This window comes from Pseudomonas sp. Cab53, from assembly GCF_018325965.1.
GTDB lineage: Bacteria > Pseudomonadota > Gammaproteobacteria > Pseudomonadales > Pseudomonadaceae > Aquipseudomonas > Aquipseudomonas chlororaphis_E.
Map to the genome: position 1 here is coordinate 1,956,410 of NZ_AP021902.1, position 16,025 is coordinate 1,972,434.

The window sequence follows — 16,025 nt, forward strand, 5'->3', positions numbered from 1 at the left end:
TGTGGCGAGGGGATTTATCCCCGCTGGGCTGCGCAGCGGCCCTAAACCAGACAACGCGGTGCGTCATGTCAATTGAGTTTGCCGTTTTGGGGCTGCTGCGCAGCCCAGCGGGGATAAATCCCCTCGCCACAAAAGATTTCTGCCGACCAGGGGAAGGCACTCACCGCAATGAGCGCAATTTGGCAGCGCCCCCCACCCGCGGTTTGGCTCAATGCACCCGTCAGCGACGCTGGCATTTTTTCAGGAGTGGGGCCGATGAGTCGCAACAAACAACAAGACGAGCAGGTGGCCCTGGAGGTCGTCGATGCGGTGCTCGCGGGCGCGGCGTTGAAAGACGTGCAAGGCATCAGTGACGAACACATGGCCAGCCTCTATGCCTTCGCCTTCGAGTTCTACGAGCAGGGGCGCCTGGACGATGCGCAGAAGTTCTTCCACTTCCTGTGCATCTACGACTTCTACAACAGCCATTACTGGATGGGATTGGCGGCCGTGCACCAGCTCAAGCAAGACCACCAGAAAGCGATCGACCTGTATGCGATTGCCTTTGCCCAAGGCAAGGACGACTACCGGCCAATGCTCTACACCGGCCAGTGCCACCTGGCCCTGGGCAAGGTTGGCAAGGCCCGGTTGTGTTTCGACTACGTGCTTGAGCACGCCACGCAAGACACGCTGCGCGAGCAGGCCAAGGTGTATCTCGACACCTTGGCCCACATGGAACAGCAATGTTCGGAGGACTGAACATGAGTGAGATTACCCGCCCCGCGTACCCGGGCGTCACGATGAACCGCGCCGAGGTCTTTGAGCGCTACGGCGCCGCCGCCAGCCAGGCCGCCAGGACCACGCAGTACCGCGAGGCGGGCCAGAAGGCGCTGGAGGACCTGATGTCGGTGCGCTACGAAGGCCAGGGTGGCCCGTCCACCGCCAGCCTGGGCCGGCCCGTGCTGCATCCGCCGCTGCGAGCCGACGGCAACAGGCAGGAGACCAATGGCGACCTGTTCACCTTGTTGATGGCGATGATCAGCGAGCTGATCGGTGAAGTCGACGTCAACAAACTGAAGAACCGCCTGGCGATGCTGCAGAGCATGGCGAGCGCCCGGCAGCAGGGGCTGGAAAGCCTCTCGGCCGATTACGCCGCGGCACTCCAGGCCTGGGCGGCGGCCGAAGGGCAGGTCGGCAGCAGCCAGGAGCATCTCGAGCAATTGCATGAGCGGCTCGTGCATGCGCAGGGCTTGCTGGCCGAAAGCGAAGCCCGGCTGGCGCAGTTGGACCCAGGGTCCGCCGAGTACGCTGAAGAACTGAGCCGCCATGACCAGCTCAAGGGCGAGTTGGCGAGCCACACCCAAGCCTTTAGCGCGGCGACCGAGGCCCACCTGAAATTGATCGGCATCGCCAATGCCTTTGCCAACACCTTGAGCGGTGTGGTCGCCAGGGTAGTGGTGTCCGGCATGAGCGGCTCCGCCACGCAAGAGACGGATGAAAAAGCCCTCAGCAGCAGCGCGCTGGCGTTGCTCAATCGCCTCAAGATCATCGAGTTGCTGGGCGAGGCGGCGCAGAACAAAGAGGAACTCAGCCAGGAGCTGTTCCAGGAATTGCAGGCCAAGCTTCAGGAGCACATGAAGCGTGAGTCGGATAAATATCTGGAGGAAGTCCGCAAGGCCGAGGCACTCCAGAAAACCATGGGCTGCATCGGCAAGATCATCGGTGCGCTAGTGGCCACTGTCACTATCGTTGCCGGGGTCATGACCGGCAACTTGCCGTTGATCGTGGTCGGGGTGGTTGGCATGGTTGTGATGTTTGCCGATGTGGTGGTAGAGGCAAAAACCGGCAAGTCGTTCATGGCCGAGGCCATGAAACCGTTGACCGACGCGATGCAGGAAGCCATCAAGCGGTTCACCGAGCTCTACACCCAGCTCTTGATCGATTTCGGCGTCGATCCCGAAAAGGCCCGGGACATCGCGCAGATCGCCGGCATGATCCAGGGCGTGATCTCGACCCTGGCAGCGGTGGCCCTGGTCGCCATTGTCGGCGTGCAGGTGATCGGGCCAATGGTGAGTGCCGTCGCTTCGAAACTCGCTTCCGTGGCCGCCCAGGCAGCACCCGCCGCCGTGCAAGCCATGAAGCAGATGGCGTCGTCGGTCGGTAACGCCCTGACGCAGGCGCTGAGCCAACTGCGTGGTTTCATCACCCACGGCGCCGATCCGGTGACGCTGGCCCGTTATGCCGCGAACCTGGAGATCGCCCAGGCCCTGACCGAATTCGGCAGCGTGGCGGTGCAGGGCGGGTTGCAGATCCAGAGCGGCAAGCACCAGGCCCAGGCCGCCGTGCACCTGGCGGACGTGCGAGTGCGCATGGCGATCAGCGAGGAAATCAGCCGGTACCTGACCCAGGTGGTCGAGGACTACGGGCAAGCGATGCGCGACAGGACCCGACAGATCGAACAGGTCTTCGCCGACCTGCAACGCAGCCATGCCGCGAGCCTGAGCATGGTTCGGCATGTTTGAAATCAATCACTGACCCCAGGTATCCGAGATGATCAATCCTTACGCTACGACCGGGATCGCCCCTGTACGGGTCGATGCCAACCCAGAGCACCCGTCCAAATCGTATCGCTCCGGTTCCGCCGTGTTCGACGCGGCCACCGCCAGTCAGGTACTCGAACGCGACAGCTTCATCGCGCCGACTGAGCTCGAACGCAGAATCAACGCCTATCAGCCCACCGAAGCGGATGGGCAAGACTTCATGGCGGCCTCGATGATGCTCAGCGACGATGCGCGCAACGAACTGATCTTCGACCCCGGCGCCTGGGAAAAACACGCCAACGTGTTGGTGGCCGCGATCATCGCGCTGAACATCGCGCGCGTCGCCAACGCGCAACTGCGCGGCCATTTCACCGTCATGGCGTCCGACGCGGCCAAGGCCCAGGGCAGGGCCATCGTCGAATCCGGCCAGGCGGCGCTGTACAGCGCCATCACCGCTGCCGTGGTGTCCGGCGCAGTCGCCGGTTTTTCCATGGTCAAGACCCTCCACGGGCAGGCGCTGAAACACGCCGACATCGATCTGCACAGGCGCAACGCCTTGGACGCCGGCAACCTCGAACGCGACCTCAAGCTGCAGCGCCAGCGGGAGGACTGGGACCCGAAAACCACCTACAAGATCAATACCCTGGATGATTTCGCCCGTCCGACCACCGTCGATTTCAAACCCAAGGGCGCCACCCTGACGCCCCAGGAACAGGCCTGGTTCGACGGTGAGATCCTCAAGGCCCAGAAGGTCGGCCAGACCTCCGACTGGCTGAGCCAGATGGGCAGCAAGGGCATCGAGAAAAAACTGGAAATCGGCCGCGCCCTCGGCGCCATGTCGATGAACTTAAGCCAGGTAGTGGCCAACGTGGTGCGCCTCACCGAGCACGCCGCCCGGGAGCAGGAAGTGCTGCAGCAAAGCGCGCAGAACAGCCAGAAGAGCCTGGCCGATGAAGTCGCGCAGAAAGACGCGGCCGAAGCCGCGTTGTTGCAGAAGCTGATGGACATGGTGATGCAGCTTTTCCAGTCACGCGCCGACGTCGTGCGTGCCGTTACCGCTTGAGGGCATTCATAAGATGGACATACAAGGTGTCACCCAAACGCCTCGGCAAGCGACCTATGCCGATCATTCGGATCCCGCGCCGGCCCCGCCTGAAATGAGCGCGATGGGTCAGTCGGCCTTCCAACCGGTGGACGTATTGGAGCGTTCTTTCAAGACGCTCAATCGCCACCTCCAACGAATGCTCGAATGCTCGGCAGACACGATCGGTCGTTTGAAGAGCCTGACGGCCGAAGGCTTGGCGAAGATGGATCTCGCAGAGGCCTTCGAACAGATCCACGCCAAGCGCACACGGTCGCAGTTGTGGAGCTTGCAATTGCGTCAGTGCAGCGCGGCCATGACCGGCTGCATGAGTGCTCTGGACGAAACCCGGCTTCGCCAGCTCGAAAGCAAACAAGGCGAAATCCTGCGCGATCTCAAGGTGCACCTGGACAAGGACAAACCCATCGAGATCGCGGAGGCCCTGGACGCCTCGATCAATTCCTCGAACGATTTCTTCGAAAAGCTCCTCGAACTGATCGACCTGATCAAAAACGGCTACCTCGCCGGCTACGAGCACATCATCGCCGCCTATTCGGACTTCTTCGCCGACTTCAACGCCGAGATCACCGCGCAGATGAAGGACTGGATCGAAGGTGCGAACGACGGCAAGGACGTCAAGCTCGATGCCGGTGCCCTGCGCGCCGCACTGACCCGGCTGATCGAAAAATACAGCCATCCCAACCCGGCCTCCGTGCTGTTTCCAAAACCCGGGGAAGGCGGCGCCAGCAAGGACGAAGCCGAGAAATGGCTCAAGGCCCTGGGCCTGCCCGGCAGGTGTCTCAAGCCAAACGGCGACGGCACCTGGTGCGTGGTCATCGACCTTGACCCGCTCACCCTCATGAAGGAAGGCCTGCCCGCCAGCGGCGGCACCGTGACCTGGGACACCGCCAAGTACAACCAGTGGCAGACCGGCTTCAACGCCCAGGAAGAACGTATGAAGAACCTGCTGCAATCGTTGACCCAGAAGTATTCGAACGCCAATGCCTACCACGACAACTTCAACAAGACGCTGTCGGCGCATTTGAATCAGTTTGCGGATATGTTGCGGGCGATGTTGAATTTTTAATTCGTGTAGGTGCTGTGGATGGGCTTGTCGGTCGTTGAGATTTCTGTTGAGGCTAAGGTTGCTTATATACTGTCCGAGTATTTGGGTGTGTCGTGTAACTTGGAAAGTTGCTTGAGAATAGTTGAAGACTTGAATGTCGACTCTATGGGGTGGTGGAAATTGTTGTGCTGATTGGTGAGGAGTTTGATATAGAGGTTCCTCCAGATCAGGTGGCAAGATGGAGGTCTGTTATGGACATAATTAATACTGTGCAGGACGTGTTGAGGAGGTAATGATTTAAATATTGTCGTTTTGTTGATTTAATGTTTTGTCGATGTTGTTTTTTGGTGCTTGAGGTTTATTATGTTTTGTCAGGCTTCTGCTGGTGCGGGTATTTCTTCTCTGGTTTCGGTCTGTGATGGAGTTAGTTCACTAGCCCTGGGTGAGTCGCGTCTTGATTTAAACGAGCAGGAAATTCAGGAGATGTTACAGTCTAGAGGTAATAATGACCTGCTTAGAGAGCGTACGGGGAATAACCTATTGCTTGTTGCCCATCGGGGTCTAGGTCCGACGAGTGTGTTTGGCTCCACCTTTCCAAAGGAGTTGCCTCCCGAAAACAGTATCTCTAGCATCAGGGCTGCCATCATGCAGGGCGCAGACGCTATTGAAATTGATATCTTCAAAGCGGCGGATGGCACTGTTGTTGTTACGCATGATGATGAAATTTGGCGCAATGAGTACGGAGCAGATCGTACGGGCGCTCAGTTACCTTTTGGTGAGACGAAAGACTCATATCTAGTCGGTAAAAAAACGATTGATCAGTTGAGAGAGGTGTCGATAGGGCGCGATGGAGAGGTTATGCCCACGTTTTTAGAAGTGGCTGAGCTCGTCAATAATGCTAATGATGTATTGGCGAAATATGAGCAGCGACCTATTTTGTTGAATATTGAAATAAAAGATTCGACAGTGGTCTCCGAAATATTGGATTTGGTATGTGAGGGAGTTAGGCAGGCTGATAAATTTCCACTGGAGGATATAATTTTCTGTTCGTTTAAGCATGACGCGCTCAAAGATCTAAAGGTAGAGGCGGAGCAGCGAGGTATGCTGAATGTTAATATTGCTCCTGGCATAAAAACGACTGAATTATTTGGGAAGGAGAATGTCAATAAAGATTTTTCATTAAAGCAAGCTGATGCTACATATCCCGAATGGGCAATGGACAGTCTTCGGGCTCTCGTGGAGGGTAACGGATTTCAAGGTTACGATGGGGTGCTATGGGATTTGCGTGAGCCAATCGTCGATTTGGCAGTGGCCGGAAATAAAGTGATTCATGCATCGACTTCAGATTTTAGACAATACAATGATAATCGGGGTTTTGCCTTGCTTTTGTTGGAATTGAGTGAGCGAGTAACTACTTTTTTCAAGTGTGATAACGTTGATGATGCAAGGAAGGTTCTGCTGGAGTCGAGTCTTCTGCTGAATGGTGTTGGGATGCAGATGATGTATAAGCAGACGGCGGAAGGTGAAGACTGCTTTTATTTCTATAAAAGTCACGGTTGGCAAGATAATAGCGAAATTCTTACATTGGGGGCGGGCAAGGCTAAACCCTATTCGCAACTCAGGAATTACTGAGTTCACTTTTTTCAGTTGTCGAAGTTTAAGTGCTTCGTTGTTTTTTGTTGGTTGGCTTTGGGTTGCTGCTGGTGGAATAATCCTACAAGCCTGGTCGTGTTTTCATTGTGACATAAGTTGTTTTTTCCTACGGATTAGCCTGAGTCAACTTCCTATAGTCACGCACCTCGCCATCCCGAGCCTGCCCACCCGGCAGGCTCAATTGCGCTTCAGTAACTTTCTATAGAGAAATCTCAGAGTATGGACAGTGCAACTGATCAAACGCCGGTCGGATCATTCGTGTTCGACCACTGGCTATTGCAAAGCGATGGAACGCTGACGCGAGACGGACAAGGTGTCCATGTTCCCCCCAAAGAATTGCACGTGCTGCGCCTGTTGCTGGGTTCGGCGGGTTCGGTGGTCGGCAAGGACCACCTGCTGGACCAGGTCTGGCCCCGCATGGACACGGCCGAGGAATCGTTGACCCGCTGCATCTATGCCTTGCGCAAGTTGCTCAGGGACAACAAGGATTTCATCGCGACGGTGTACGGCCAGGGGTATCGATTCACCTGCCCGGTGGTGGCGCTCGATGGGCCAAGCCAGGCGAGGGCTACGGCGCCTTCGTTGGCCGTGCTGCCGTTTCGCAATCTGGATGAGACGGCGGCGCTGGATCTGCAGGATGTAATGATCCGTCAGTTGAGCGTGGCGTTCGGCGAGGCGTTGCGGGTTATTCCCTCGGGCTTGATCGCGGCCTGTGGGGCCGTGGAGGACGTGCGTTCGTGGGTCGGGCGGTTGTCGGTGGATTACTGCCTGAGTGGGCGTTTCAGCGGGTCGAGCGCGGCGCCGCTGTGGTCGGTCGAGTTGATGCGCGGCGCCGACCAGGCGTTGCTCCATGGGCAGACGCTGGACGCCCGCGATGCCGGCGAGGCGTTGGGCGCGCTGACGTGTCTGGTGGCCCAGCGCGTGCCCGGCCTGCGCCCGGTGGGTGATCGGTGTGGTGCCTATCCGGTGGCGGTGGCTTATCTCAACGGGCTGTGCCAAGTGCAACGACACACGGTCCAGAGCCTGCGCGATGCGGCGGTGCTGTTCAGGCAGTGTGTGAACCTCGATGCCGGGTACGCGCCACCGTGGTGCGGCATGGCCGATGTCTGGCTCGGGCAGGCGATGATCGGGGTGGTCGATCAGGAGCGGGCCATCGAAGAGGCCCATGTGGCGGTTTCCAAGGCCTTGGCACTGGACCCCGGCAGCCTGCCGGCGTTGACGCGATTGGCCTTGCTTACCAGTCTGCGCGGCTGCGAACAGGCGGCCGAGGTGTTGTTTCGACGCTGCCTGTTGTCGGCCGATCAGGCGGACGTGTTGTACTTTCACGCCTGGCATCACTGGTTCTGGCGCCGTAACGAACTGGCTGCGAGCGTCATCGACCAGTGCCTGGCGCACGATCCCGATTGTGTCCGGGCCCGACTGTTGAAGGGGCGCATTGACGAGCAGCTGACCAGGGCCGGCGAGCGGCGCCTGGCATGAAGGGGCGTCGCAATCCTTGGTTGTGCTGGCCGGTGTGTCTCGGTCTGGGCCTGGGCGTGACGCAGGCCAATGCCTGGTGCTGGAGCAAGGCCGGGCAGTTGCATGGCATCGAACCCGAGCTGCTGCAAGCGATTGCCGAGGTCGAGTCGGGGCAGCAGCCCGGCGCGATCAACCACAACCGCAACGGCACCCGCGACATTGGCCTGATGCAGGTCAACAGCAGCCATCTGCCGCGTCTGCAACGCCAGGGGATCACCGAGCGGCGTTTGCTGGAAGAACCGTGCCTGTCGGTGGAAGTCGGGGCGTCGGTGCTGGCCGAATTCATCGCCCGCCATGGCTACAACTGGACGGCGGTCGGCGCTTACAACGCGGGCAACTCACCCCATCGCCAGGCCGCACGCCTGCGCTATGCGCGCAAGGTCTGGCAGCGCTACCAAGCGCTCACTCAGGGCCAGCCAGGACGACCTGCAACCGAACCGTCGGACGGATGAGCTTCGCCACGGGGCTTTCTCGGGATTCTGATCCCTTGCGCGGCACAACCGGCAGATTTCGATCAGGAAGCCTGTTTGCGCAGTGCCTACCATGGCGGCTCATTCGACTGCCCTGGAGTTTGGACGGTGACAGTGCCGACGGCCCCTACGCTACAGCCTTGCGTCCTGCGGATACTCAATGGCCCGTTGCAGGGCTGCGAGTTTGCGCTGGGCGAAGGCACCACGGTGTTCGTGGTCGGGGCGGTGGACCTGTTGGAGGAGGGCGCGCTTTCGGCCGGTGTGCCTGCCGAGGCCATTTTCGTTCCACTGCAGACCGGTGGCTGTAACTTCGAGGTGCTGGCCGACCAGGCCACGCCGCAGAGCGTGCCGTTGCGGGTGCTCGGCGATTCGGTCGAGGTTCGCCATGCGGCCTTCCAGGCCAGGGTCCAGGTCGGTGGTTTGTACATCGCCTTGCGAGCCCAGAACGAAGGTTGGGCGCCCGATCTTTTCAAGCATCCGAGCGCTGCGCCTGATCATGCAGCCGCCCCCATCGCGTGGAACAGCCCACGGTCCCGTTGGATCGCCTGCGGCCTGGTGCTGGCTGCACTGGCGATTGGGCTCGGCTTCGTGGCGCGACCGGGACCGGCGCCTGAAACCGCCGTTCGCGCGTTGATTGCCGGCGCCAGTGCCCAGGTACAGGTGCTGGGTGGGCGCGATGGGGCGGTGTACGTGTTTGTCTCCAGCGAGCGCGATGCCGGCTGGAGCCGTCAGGTGCTGACTCGCCGCCCCGGCTTCGAGGGGACGGTGCTGCTGCTGGAGCAGGAGCGGCGTCGGCTGGAGCAGGTGCTGATCGACCATGACCCGCAACTGGCCTGGCATGTGCTCGATCTCAAGGACCCGTCATTGCCGCGCCTGTGGCTCAGCGCACAACGCAACCTGCTCACGCCCGACAGCCAGGCGCGCCTGCTCGAAACACTGCTGGCGGCGACGCCGTATGCCCGCGATGTCGTGCTGCAGATGCAGGACGACCGAAGGCTGGCTGACCTGGCCCAGAGTGGTTTGCAACGCCTCTCGCTGGCGTTCAGCCGGGTCGAGCACAGCGACAGTGTCACGTTCGCCGTCGAGGGCAACTTGCAAGATGCCGAGCTGGCTGCGGCGCGCCAGTACGTCGACGATTTTTACCGGCAGTGGGGGGATCGCTACGTGCACTTCACCGTCGAGCTCAAGGACGACGCGCTCAAGGGCAAGTCGTTTCAAACCGGCCCCCAGGGCTACGTCAAGACGGGGTCTTCGTCCTGGCATTTTCTAAATCAGACAGAGTAGGTGACGCATGGCTGGTATCGGACTCCCCATCACATTCCCCGATGACTTTCTCGGTGAGCAGGCCGCGGCATTCGAAGAGGGTGCGAAGAAACTCAAGGAAGCCTTGGACGAAGCGCTGGAGAAGCTGAAAAACGATGCGTCCGACCCCGGGCTGCTGGCGGCCTACCAGACCGCGTTTTCCTCGTACACGGTCTTTCGCAACGCCCAGACCAACACGATCAAGGGCTTCAAGGACATCGACATGGCGATCATCCAGGCGGCGCGTTGACGCTTTCTCTTTCGGCTGGCCATCGCGTGTGACGATGGCCCTTTCATGAGTGCACCGTATGCCTTTGCAAAGTCTTTACCCGGCGGCCATCGAGCGGTTGGCCATCGCTGAATTGCATGGCCCCCAGGAGGGGCCGATCGTTTCGCTGGAGTCGCGACTGATCGACAGCTATGCCAGGGCTTTCGTTGACAGCGGGCAGGATGTCTCGGCTATTGGTCAGTTGCTGCGCCGCCCCGACGTCACCGACCCTGACGTGTTGGCCCAGTTGCAGGAGCTGACCGGGCAATACAACGTCGACATCAACTTGCTCAACGTGATGGTGCGCAAGGCCGTGGGCACCGCCGAAACCCTGTTGCGTGCTTCATGAGAACGAGCCTTTGTTGCGTGTTGCTGTGCCTGGCCCTGGCGGGGTGCCGCCAGCCGAGCCTGCTGGAGGGTCTGGATCAGCAACAGGCCAACGAAGTGCTGTCGGTGTTGCAGCGCAACAACATTGCCGCGGTGAAGGTTGACACCGGCAAGACCGGTTACGCGGTGAAGATCGATCCACTGGATTTTGCCGCCGCCGTCGACCTGCTCAACCTCTACGCGCTGCCTTCCAGGCCGCGCCTGCAAGTCTCCGAGATGTTTCCCGCCGACGCCCTGGTGGCCTCGCCCCGCGCGGAAAAGGCCCGGTTGTATTCGGCGTTGGAACAGCGCGTCGAGCAATCGCTGGGGGTGCTCGAAGGGGTGGTGTCGGCGCGGGTCCACATCAGCTATGACTTGGACGCCGGCGAGGGCGGTCGCAAGCCTGCGCCTGTGCACCTCTCGGCGATGGTGTTGCATGAGCGCGACGTCGAGGCGCAATTGCTGATCAACGACATCAAGCGTTTCCTCAAGAACAGTTTCGCCGCGGTGGACTACGAGAACATCTCGGTGGTGCTGTCCAGGCGCTCGCCGACCCAGCACGTTGCGCCATCGCGGTTGACCACCCAAGGGTATTCGCCCTGGCCGTGGTTGTTGGGGGTGATGAGCGGACTACTGGTGGCTGGTGGAGCGGCCTGGCTTTACCACTTTGCCGGTGTGAGGCGACGTGATGTCGGACGTTGAATGCCTGCGGCGTCTTCTCGTCGAGCCTTTGGCTTATCTGCACCCGCAGCGCCTGGTGGTGCCGCCGGACTTCGAGGGCGAAGAGGCGCGCCGGCGGCTCAATGACATGCTGCGTGATGGGCTGGCGCTGCCACTGGCGCTGCCTTCGACAGCGCTGGGCGGCGTGGCAAAACAGTGGGTTCGCCAGTGGCGGCAGTTGCCCTGCGTGGCGTTGCTGATGGGGGCCTATCGGCTGTGGCCCGCGTTGGCGCGAGGGGCGGCATGGCGATGCCTGCCGGCGTCGGTGCGCCGGTTCGCCGGCTGTCGCCTAGGGGCCCGCGGCGGCCTGCCGGTCGCGGGCCTGCCGGTTTCAATCGAGCAGGTCGAAGCGGCCGGCCTCAATGCGCTGTGGGGCTGGCACAGGCAGGTCCCACCGTGGCTGCTGGAGTGCCTGGCCTTGCAGTTTTCCGAACCGGTCGTGGGCTTGCATCGGCAGTGGCCGGTCCCTGAACCGGACCCGACGCTTTTCTTCCTGGCGGTGCAGCATGCTCGACTCGATCCGATCCATCGCTGACCTGCCCGTTGACGAAGACGTGCACCTGGCCCGCGAGGACATCGCTGCTGCCCGCCGCCGTCGACGCCTGCAACTCGAAGCCCAGCGCCGGGCCCGAGAATGTCTCGAACAGGCGCGGCGCGAGGCCGAAGCGGTACACGCCGAGGCGTTCCGGCAGGGGTATGCCGAGGGCATCCTGCGGGCGGCCGGGCAGTTGGCGGAAGGCTTGTTGACCGCCCAAACCCTCGGCCAACAACTGCACCAGCAACTGATCCGGGCTGCGGGCGATCTGCTCGCCCAGGCCTTGGACCAGCCCCCATGGCTGGACGACATGCTGGCGCGCTGGCTGGTCGGGCAAGCCGGCGACAGCGACGCGGTGTTGCAGGTGTTATTGCCGCAACACTGTCGTCCGCGCGGCGATGAAATGCGCGAGTGCGTGGGCAAGCACTGGTCGGGTGAACTGCACCTGGAGTACCACCCGCAGGATCGCTACGTGCTGCGGCTGGCGGATCAACTGCTGGAGTTCGACCTGGAAGCCACGCGCGAGCGGCTCGCGCCGCGCTTGTTGGCGAGCATTGCCGACTTGCCGGATTCGGTGCGCGTGCTGGACCAGGCCGCGTTGCAAGCCCTGTCGGCGCTGTGCGCCAGTTTCGCCCCACAAACCGCGCCTGCCGATGTGCCTTGTGAAGATTGAACCCACACCCGGCACCGTTGCCCTCGATCGCGACGCCGGCTCCCCGGTGCAAACATTGGAATCGCGCTTGCTGGCCGCCCATGAACCATTGACCGCCACCAAGCGCCCTGACCCTGGGTTCGAGCAACTGTATCAATGGCTGTTAGGGATGGAGGGGCAGGGCGAAAAGGCCCTCTATGAATTTTTGCGCGGGCTGCGAGGGCCAGACGGCGACACCGCGGCGTACCCCACCGCAAGCGCATTGAAGGCGGTCACGTTGCAGGTGCTGTTTCGATTGAAGGACGAGGGGCTGGAAAAGTCCCGGCTCTACAAAGAGATCAGCGGCGCCAATGGGCTGGCGTTTGCCATGGAGGTGTTTGTCACGGGGTGGATGCGTGAGGTGTTTGAGCCGATGGGGGATGAGGCGTGGGAGAGGAGTGAGTGGTGAGAAAGTTTTGATGGTTTATATGAGAGCAAGGAAAAATAACCATGCAAATTGGACAAGGTGCGAGCATTTCTACAGATGTCGCCCGAAGTGATTTCGTTTCATCTTCAACTAGTTCGGTAGAAACATCAGCGACGCTTGAATCTGTACTGCTGGACACTACTGATTTTCAATTGGACCAATTGGGGGCGCCTAAACATGTCGCAATGGGTTTTGTGCATCTGGGTAATGCCACGACGGCCTCGCTGAAGGAACTCTCTGCCGACCTGGGACAGTACGATCGCGATGTAACCGATCAGATTACGCAATTTGTCGAAACCGGTGTAACGCTTCACGAGCCTGACAGCCATGCAATTTTTGATTTAATAAATGAAAGGGCCGAAGGCTGCGAAAATCGTGAGGATCGCTTGAAGTCTGTACTTGAGGCTGGCATGGAACTGCTCGAATCCGCCAAGGGGCCAGGTCTCAATCTGTTGAATGTCGCCGGGAACACGGGGGTAATCATTGCGCTGACCACCTTGTTGCGCGAGTACGTTGGCTATCTCGTCGAACACGCTCTGGGTGCGGGTGATACACCTGAGGCCACGCGGGCATGGGCGGCTGTGGCGCTGGCAATGACGGGGCCAGCGTTGACGCTGATGGGGGCTATCCGCAGAGAGGTCTCAGGGGAGGCGAGCTGGAAATCTCGGCTGGGGAGTGTGTGCATAGCGTCTGCAGCGCTGGGAGGCTGTGTCGCGGCCGTTCTCACGGGAACGGCGTCAAAGCTTTTCCCTGCAATGGCCGGCGGGGTCGTGTACATCATGGCCCGGGCGCTGGCTCAATCCTTTTTCCCTTTGAAAGACAACGCAGGTTCCGCGAACGCAGCGTCAACCGCTGTTACAGCAGCGGCTTATGGCGCGTTTCAATTTGCATTGGCGGAACTGGGTAAGGTCATGCCATTGAGTGGGCCTGCCAGGGCCGTCGAGGCGATGGATCACGATTTCGGGGCGGACGCTATCAAAGCCGGATTGAATGCGCTCGGAATGGTAGCCGATGTGTCTACCTTGATTATCTGCAAGAGTTGGCATGTGCTATCCCCCCAGCCAGGGTCGGATTCGGTCTTTTCTGATCCGGAGTCTTTACGACAAATGGCGTTGGAGGTTCGCGCGGGTGTTCAGTGGCCCACCAGGACTCAATTAGCCGATGCATTCGTGAATGTGGCGGGGGCACGCCTATCGTATGGCCACGCTGTCAGTCTGGTCGTAGGTGCGGCAGGCGCTTTGTTGAGCGAGTACGACTTCGGAGAGGATACCCAGGGCCATCTTCTCAATGGCTGTTTCGCCGTGATGATGATGTTTCTTTACTTTCCACTTATCTTTGCCAACCTGAAGCAAACCAGCAACACCCATACGCTGCAGGAAACGACCACGGATTGATCCAGCCCAAGAGTGGGCAGCCATCGGCTGCTCGCTCCCAGCGCTCCACCCCGGCTATAATCCGCGGCTCATTTCGTCGATCGAGTCAAACCCGCCCATGTACACCCTGGCCCGTGAGCTGCTGTTCAAACTTTCCCCCGAAACTTCCCACGACCTGTCCCTGGACCTGATCGGCGCGGGCGGGCGGCTGGGGCTTAACGGTTTGCTGTGCAAGGCCCCGGCGAAACTGCCGGTGACGGTGATGGGCCTGGAATTCCCTAACCCGGTCGGGTTGGCGGCGGGGCTGGACAAGAACGGTACGGCCATCGACGGGTTCGCCCAGTTGGGCTTCGGTTTCGTGGAAATCGGCACCGTCACCCCGCGTCCGCAGCCGGGCAACCCCAAGCCGCGGCTGTTCCGCCTTCCGCAAGCCGAGGCGATCATCAATCGCATGGGGTTCAACAACCTCGGTGTCGACCATCTGCTCGCCCGGGTGGCGGCGGCCAAGTACCGGGGCGTGCTGGGGATCAACATCGGCAAGAACTTCGACACACCGGTGGAGCGCGCCGTCGACGATTACCTGATCTGCCTGGACAAGGTCTACGCCCACGCCAGCTACGTGACCGTCAACGTCAGCTCGCCGAACACCCCGGGGCTGCGCAGCCTGCAATTTGGTGACTCCCTCAAGCAACTGCTGGCCGACCTGGCCCGTCGTCGTGCGGAACTGGCGGTGATCCATGGCCGGCATGTGCCGCTGGCCATCAAGATCGCCCCGGACATGAGCGACGAAGAAACCGCCCAGGTGGCCCAGGCCCTGGTTGAGACCGGCATGGACGCGGTGATCGCCACCAACACGACCCTGGGGCGCGAAGGTGTCGAAGGGCTGGAACACGGTGACGAGGCGGGCGGCTTGTCTGGCGCGCCGGTGCGTGACAAGAGCACCCACACGGTGAAGGTCCTGGCCGCCGAACTGGCGGGGCGCTTGCCGATCATCGCGGCGGGCGGGGTCACCGAGGGACGGCATGCCGCCGAGAAGATCAGCGCCGGTGCGAGTCTGGTGCAGATCTATTCGGGCTTCATCTACAAGGGGCCGGCGTTGATTCGTGAGTCGGTGGATGCGATTGCGGCGTTGGGTTGATTCAGCCTTTCTGAAAATCGGGCAAATCCATTGTGGCGAGGGAGCTTGCTCCCGCTGGAGTGCGAAGCACTCCCGAAATCTGCTAACGCGATATGACTGAATCACCGTGTGTCATGGTGTTTGGGCTGCCGTGCAGCCCAGCGGGAGCAAGCACCCTCGCCACACCTGTGTTCACAGCCAGGCATCGGCGTTGTTCATAAGATTCCGGCAATAAAAAGGGCTCCTCGAAGGAGCCCCTGGGCCGTAGCCCGCCGTCCGGATGGGACGCGCGTGGTTAAATCGATTGGCACATCAGATTGTCGAGTTCTCGAGTGTTAAGCCCTGTGTCAGCCGACGGCGTGAAGTTCGTTGAGTCTATGGATACCCGCAGTGCCGGTCATACCGTCCCAGTTGTCGCCGCGTCCTTCTCGCCAGCCGTTGATCCAGGCTTGACGTACTGACGGTAGAGTAAAGGGGCAAAGCTCACGGGATTTACCACCAACGCCATATTGGTAACCGCGTAAAAATGCTCTTTCCAACGGATCACGCTTAAGTCTTCTCATAGGGTGTTGCCCTCACTTGTTGACTGTTTCTTTAGCGTCGGCCCTTGTCGGGGCCGGGGCAGAATCATTCTGCCGTTGGTGGCTCGTTGCCGGCGTGACGAGCCAAGGTGTTGGCGCCGTGGCGACGTCAACCTGTGTTGAGTTCTAACCAAAGCGTCACATGGATGGAATGATCGTTTTGTCATAAGCACGTAACAATAAAGATGTTAGGGCGATAAGTAACTTGATGTTCAGCGTCCGCTTTTGAGCAAGACCCCTGTATGATCAGCCCTGCGCTCAAAGGCGCGGTCCTGACCCGGATGAGAATGTCCTTCCGTTGCACTCGGGTACTATTCGACGAAAGGGTCGGGTTTTCA

The 16,025-nt window shown here is 60.3% G+C and carries 17 protein-coding genes; 16 read left to right on the forward strand and 1 reads right to left on the reverse strand.

The genetic code is table 11. From position 1 onward, the window contains the following. The first annotated feature begins 255 nt into the window (after positions 1–255). The 16 genes from sicA (at position 256) to KI241_RS08625 (ending at position 15,127) form a co-directional block, all read left to right on the forward strand. Positions 256–738 carry a type III secretion system translocator chaperone SicA gene (gene sicA / locus KI241_RS08550; RefSeq protein ID WP_212803566.1) on the forward strand — a complete coding sequence of 161 codons (483 nt, stop codon included), beginning with the start codon at positions 256–258 and terminating at the stop codon, positions 736–738. A 2-nt stretch (positions 739–740) separates the two neighbouring features. After that, complete coding sequence (gene sctE, locus KI241_RS08555; protein ID WP_212803567.1) at positions 741–2,501, forward strand: type III secretion system translocon subunit SctE; 1,761 nt, start codon at positions 741–743, stop codon at positions 2,499–2,501. 28 nt (positions 2,502–2,529) lie between these two features. Continuing rightward, on the forward strand, positions 2,530–3,582 hold the full coding sequence (locus tag KI241_RS08560; RefSeq protein ID WP_244868265.1) for a cell invasion protein: 1,053 nt from the start codon (positions 2,530–2,532) through the stop codon (positions 3,580–3,582). A gap of 103 nt (positions 3,583–3,685) precedes the next feature. Further along, complete coding sequence (locus KI241_RS08565; protein WP_244868266.1) at positions 3,686–4,687, forward strand: IpaD/SipD/SspD family type III secretion system needle tip protein; 1,002 nt, start codon at positions 3,686–3,688, stop codon at positions 4,685–4,687. Between the two features lie 342 nt (positions 4,688–5,029). After that, positions 5,030–6,298: a glycerophosphodiester phosphodiesterase family protein gene (locus KI241_RS08570; RefSeq protein ID WP_123578615.1), complete on the forward strand. Its 1,269-nt coding sequence runs from the start codon at positions 5,030–5,032 to the stop codon at positions 6,296–6,298. 240 nt (positions 6,299–6,538) lie between these two features. Then, a complete protein-coding gene (locus tag KI241_RS08575; protein WP_212803569.1) occupies positions 6,539–7,798 on the forward strand; it encodes a winged helix-turn-helix domain-containing protein in 1,260 nt (419 codons plus the stop codon). Beyond that, positions 7,795–8,289, forward strand: a complete 495-nt coding sequence (locus KI241_RS08580) for a transglycosylase SLT domain-containing protein (protein ID WP_047737394.1) — start codon at positions 7,795–7,797, stop codon at positions 8,287–8,289. Before KI241_RS08575 ends, KI241_RS08580 begins: the two co-directional genes overlap by 4 nt. A gap of 126 nt (positions 8,290–8,415) precedes the next feature. Then, entirely contained in the window at positions 8,416–9,591 is a 1,176-nt protein-coding gene (locus tag KI241_RS08585) for a PrgH/EprH family type III secretion apparatus protein (RefSeq protein ID WP_212803570.1), read from the forward strand. A 7-nt stretch (positions 9,592–9,598) separates the two neighbouring features. After that, positions 9,599–9,859: a type III secretion system needle filament subunit SctF gene (gene sctF / locus KI241_RS08590; RefSeq protein ID WP_042730845.1), complete on the forward strand. Its 261-nt coding sequence runs from the start codon at positions 9,599–9,601 to the stop codon at positions 9,857–9,859. Between the two features lie 58 nt (positions 9,860–9,917). Further along, the gene (sctI, locus tag KI241_RS08595) at positions 9,918–10,226 is read left to right on the forward strand and encodes a type III secretion system inner rod subunit SctI (protein WP_212803571.1); all 309 of its coding nucleotides are present in this window, start codon (positions 9,918–9,920) and stop codon (positions 10,224–10,226) included. Beyond that, entirely contained in the window at positions 10,223–10,945 is a 723-nt protein-coding gene (locus KI241_RS08600) for an EscJ/YscJ/HrcJ family type III secretion inner membrane ring protein (protein WP_042730847.1), read from the forward strand. Before sctI ends, KI241_RS08600 begins: the two co-directional genes overlap by 4 nt. After that, positions 10,932–11,498, forward strand: a complete 567-nt coding sequence (locus tag KI241_RS08605; protein ID WP_042730848.1) for a secretion system protein — start codon at positions 10,932–10,934, stop codon at positions 11,496–11,498. Before KI241_RS08600 ends, KI241_RS08605 begins: the two co-directional genes overlap by 14 nt. Beyond that, entirely contained in the window at positions 11,470–12,171 is a 702-nt protein-coding gene (locus KI241_RS08610) for an HrpE/YscL family type III secretion apparatus protein (protein WP_212803572.1), read from the forward strand. The genes KI241_RS08605 and KI241_RS08610 overlap by 29 nt, the downstream gene beginning before the upstream one ends. Then, positions 12,152–12,598 (forward strand): hypothetical protein, encoded by a 447-nt coding sequence (locus tag KI241_RS08615; protein WP_212803573.1) that lies wholly within the window; start codon positions 12,152–12,154, stop codon positions 12,596–12,598. Before KI241_RS08610 ends, KI241_RS08615 begins: the two co-directional genes overlap by 20 nt. 41 nt (positions 12,599–12,639) lie before the next feature. Beyond that, positions 12,640–14,010, forward strand: a complete 1,371-nt coding sequence (locus KI241_RS08620; protein ID WP_234407858.1) for a hypothetical protein — start codon at positions 12,640–12,642, stop codon at positions 14,008–14,010. A 97-nt stretch (positions 14,011–14,107) separates the two neighbouring features. Further along, positions 14,108–15,127, forward strand: a complete 1,020-nt coding sequence (locus KI241_RS08625) for a quinone-dependent dihydroorotate dehydrogenase (RefSeq protein WP_123578622.1) — start codon at positions 14,108–14,110, stop codon at positions 15,125–15,127. A 326-nt stretch (positions 15,128–15,453) separates the two neighbouring features. Here the strand turns inward: KI241_RS08625 and KI241_RS08630 are convergent, their stop codons facing one another. Further along, positions 15,454–15,669 carry a ribosome modulation factor gene (locus tag KI241_RS08630; protein WP_003223300.1) on the reverse strand — a complete coding sequence of 72 codons (216 nt, stop codon included), beginning with the start codon at positions 15,667–15,669 and terminating at the stop codon, positions 15,454–15,456. Positions 15,670–16,025: the final 356 nt, after the last annotated feature.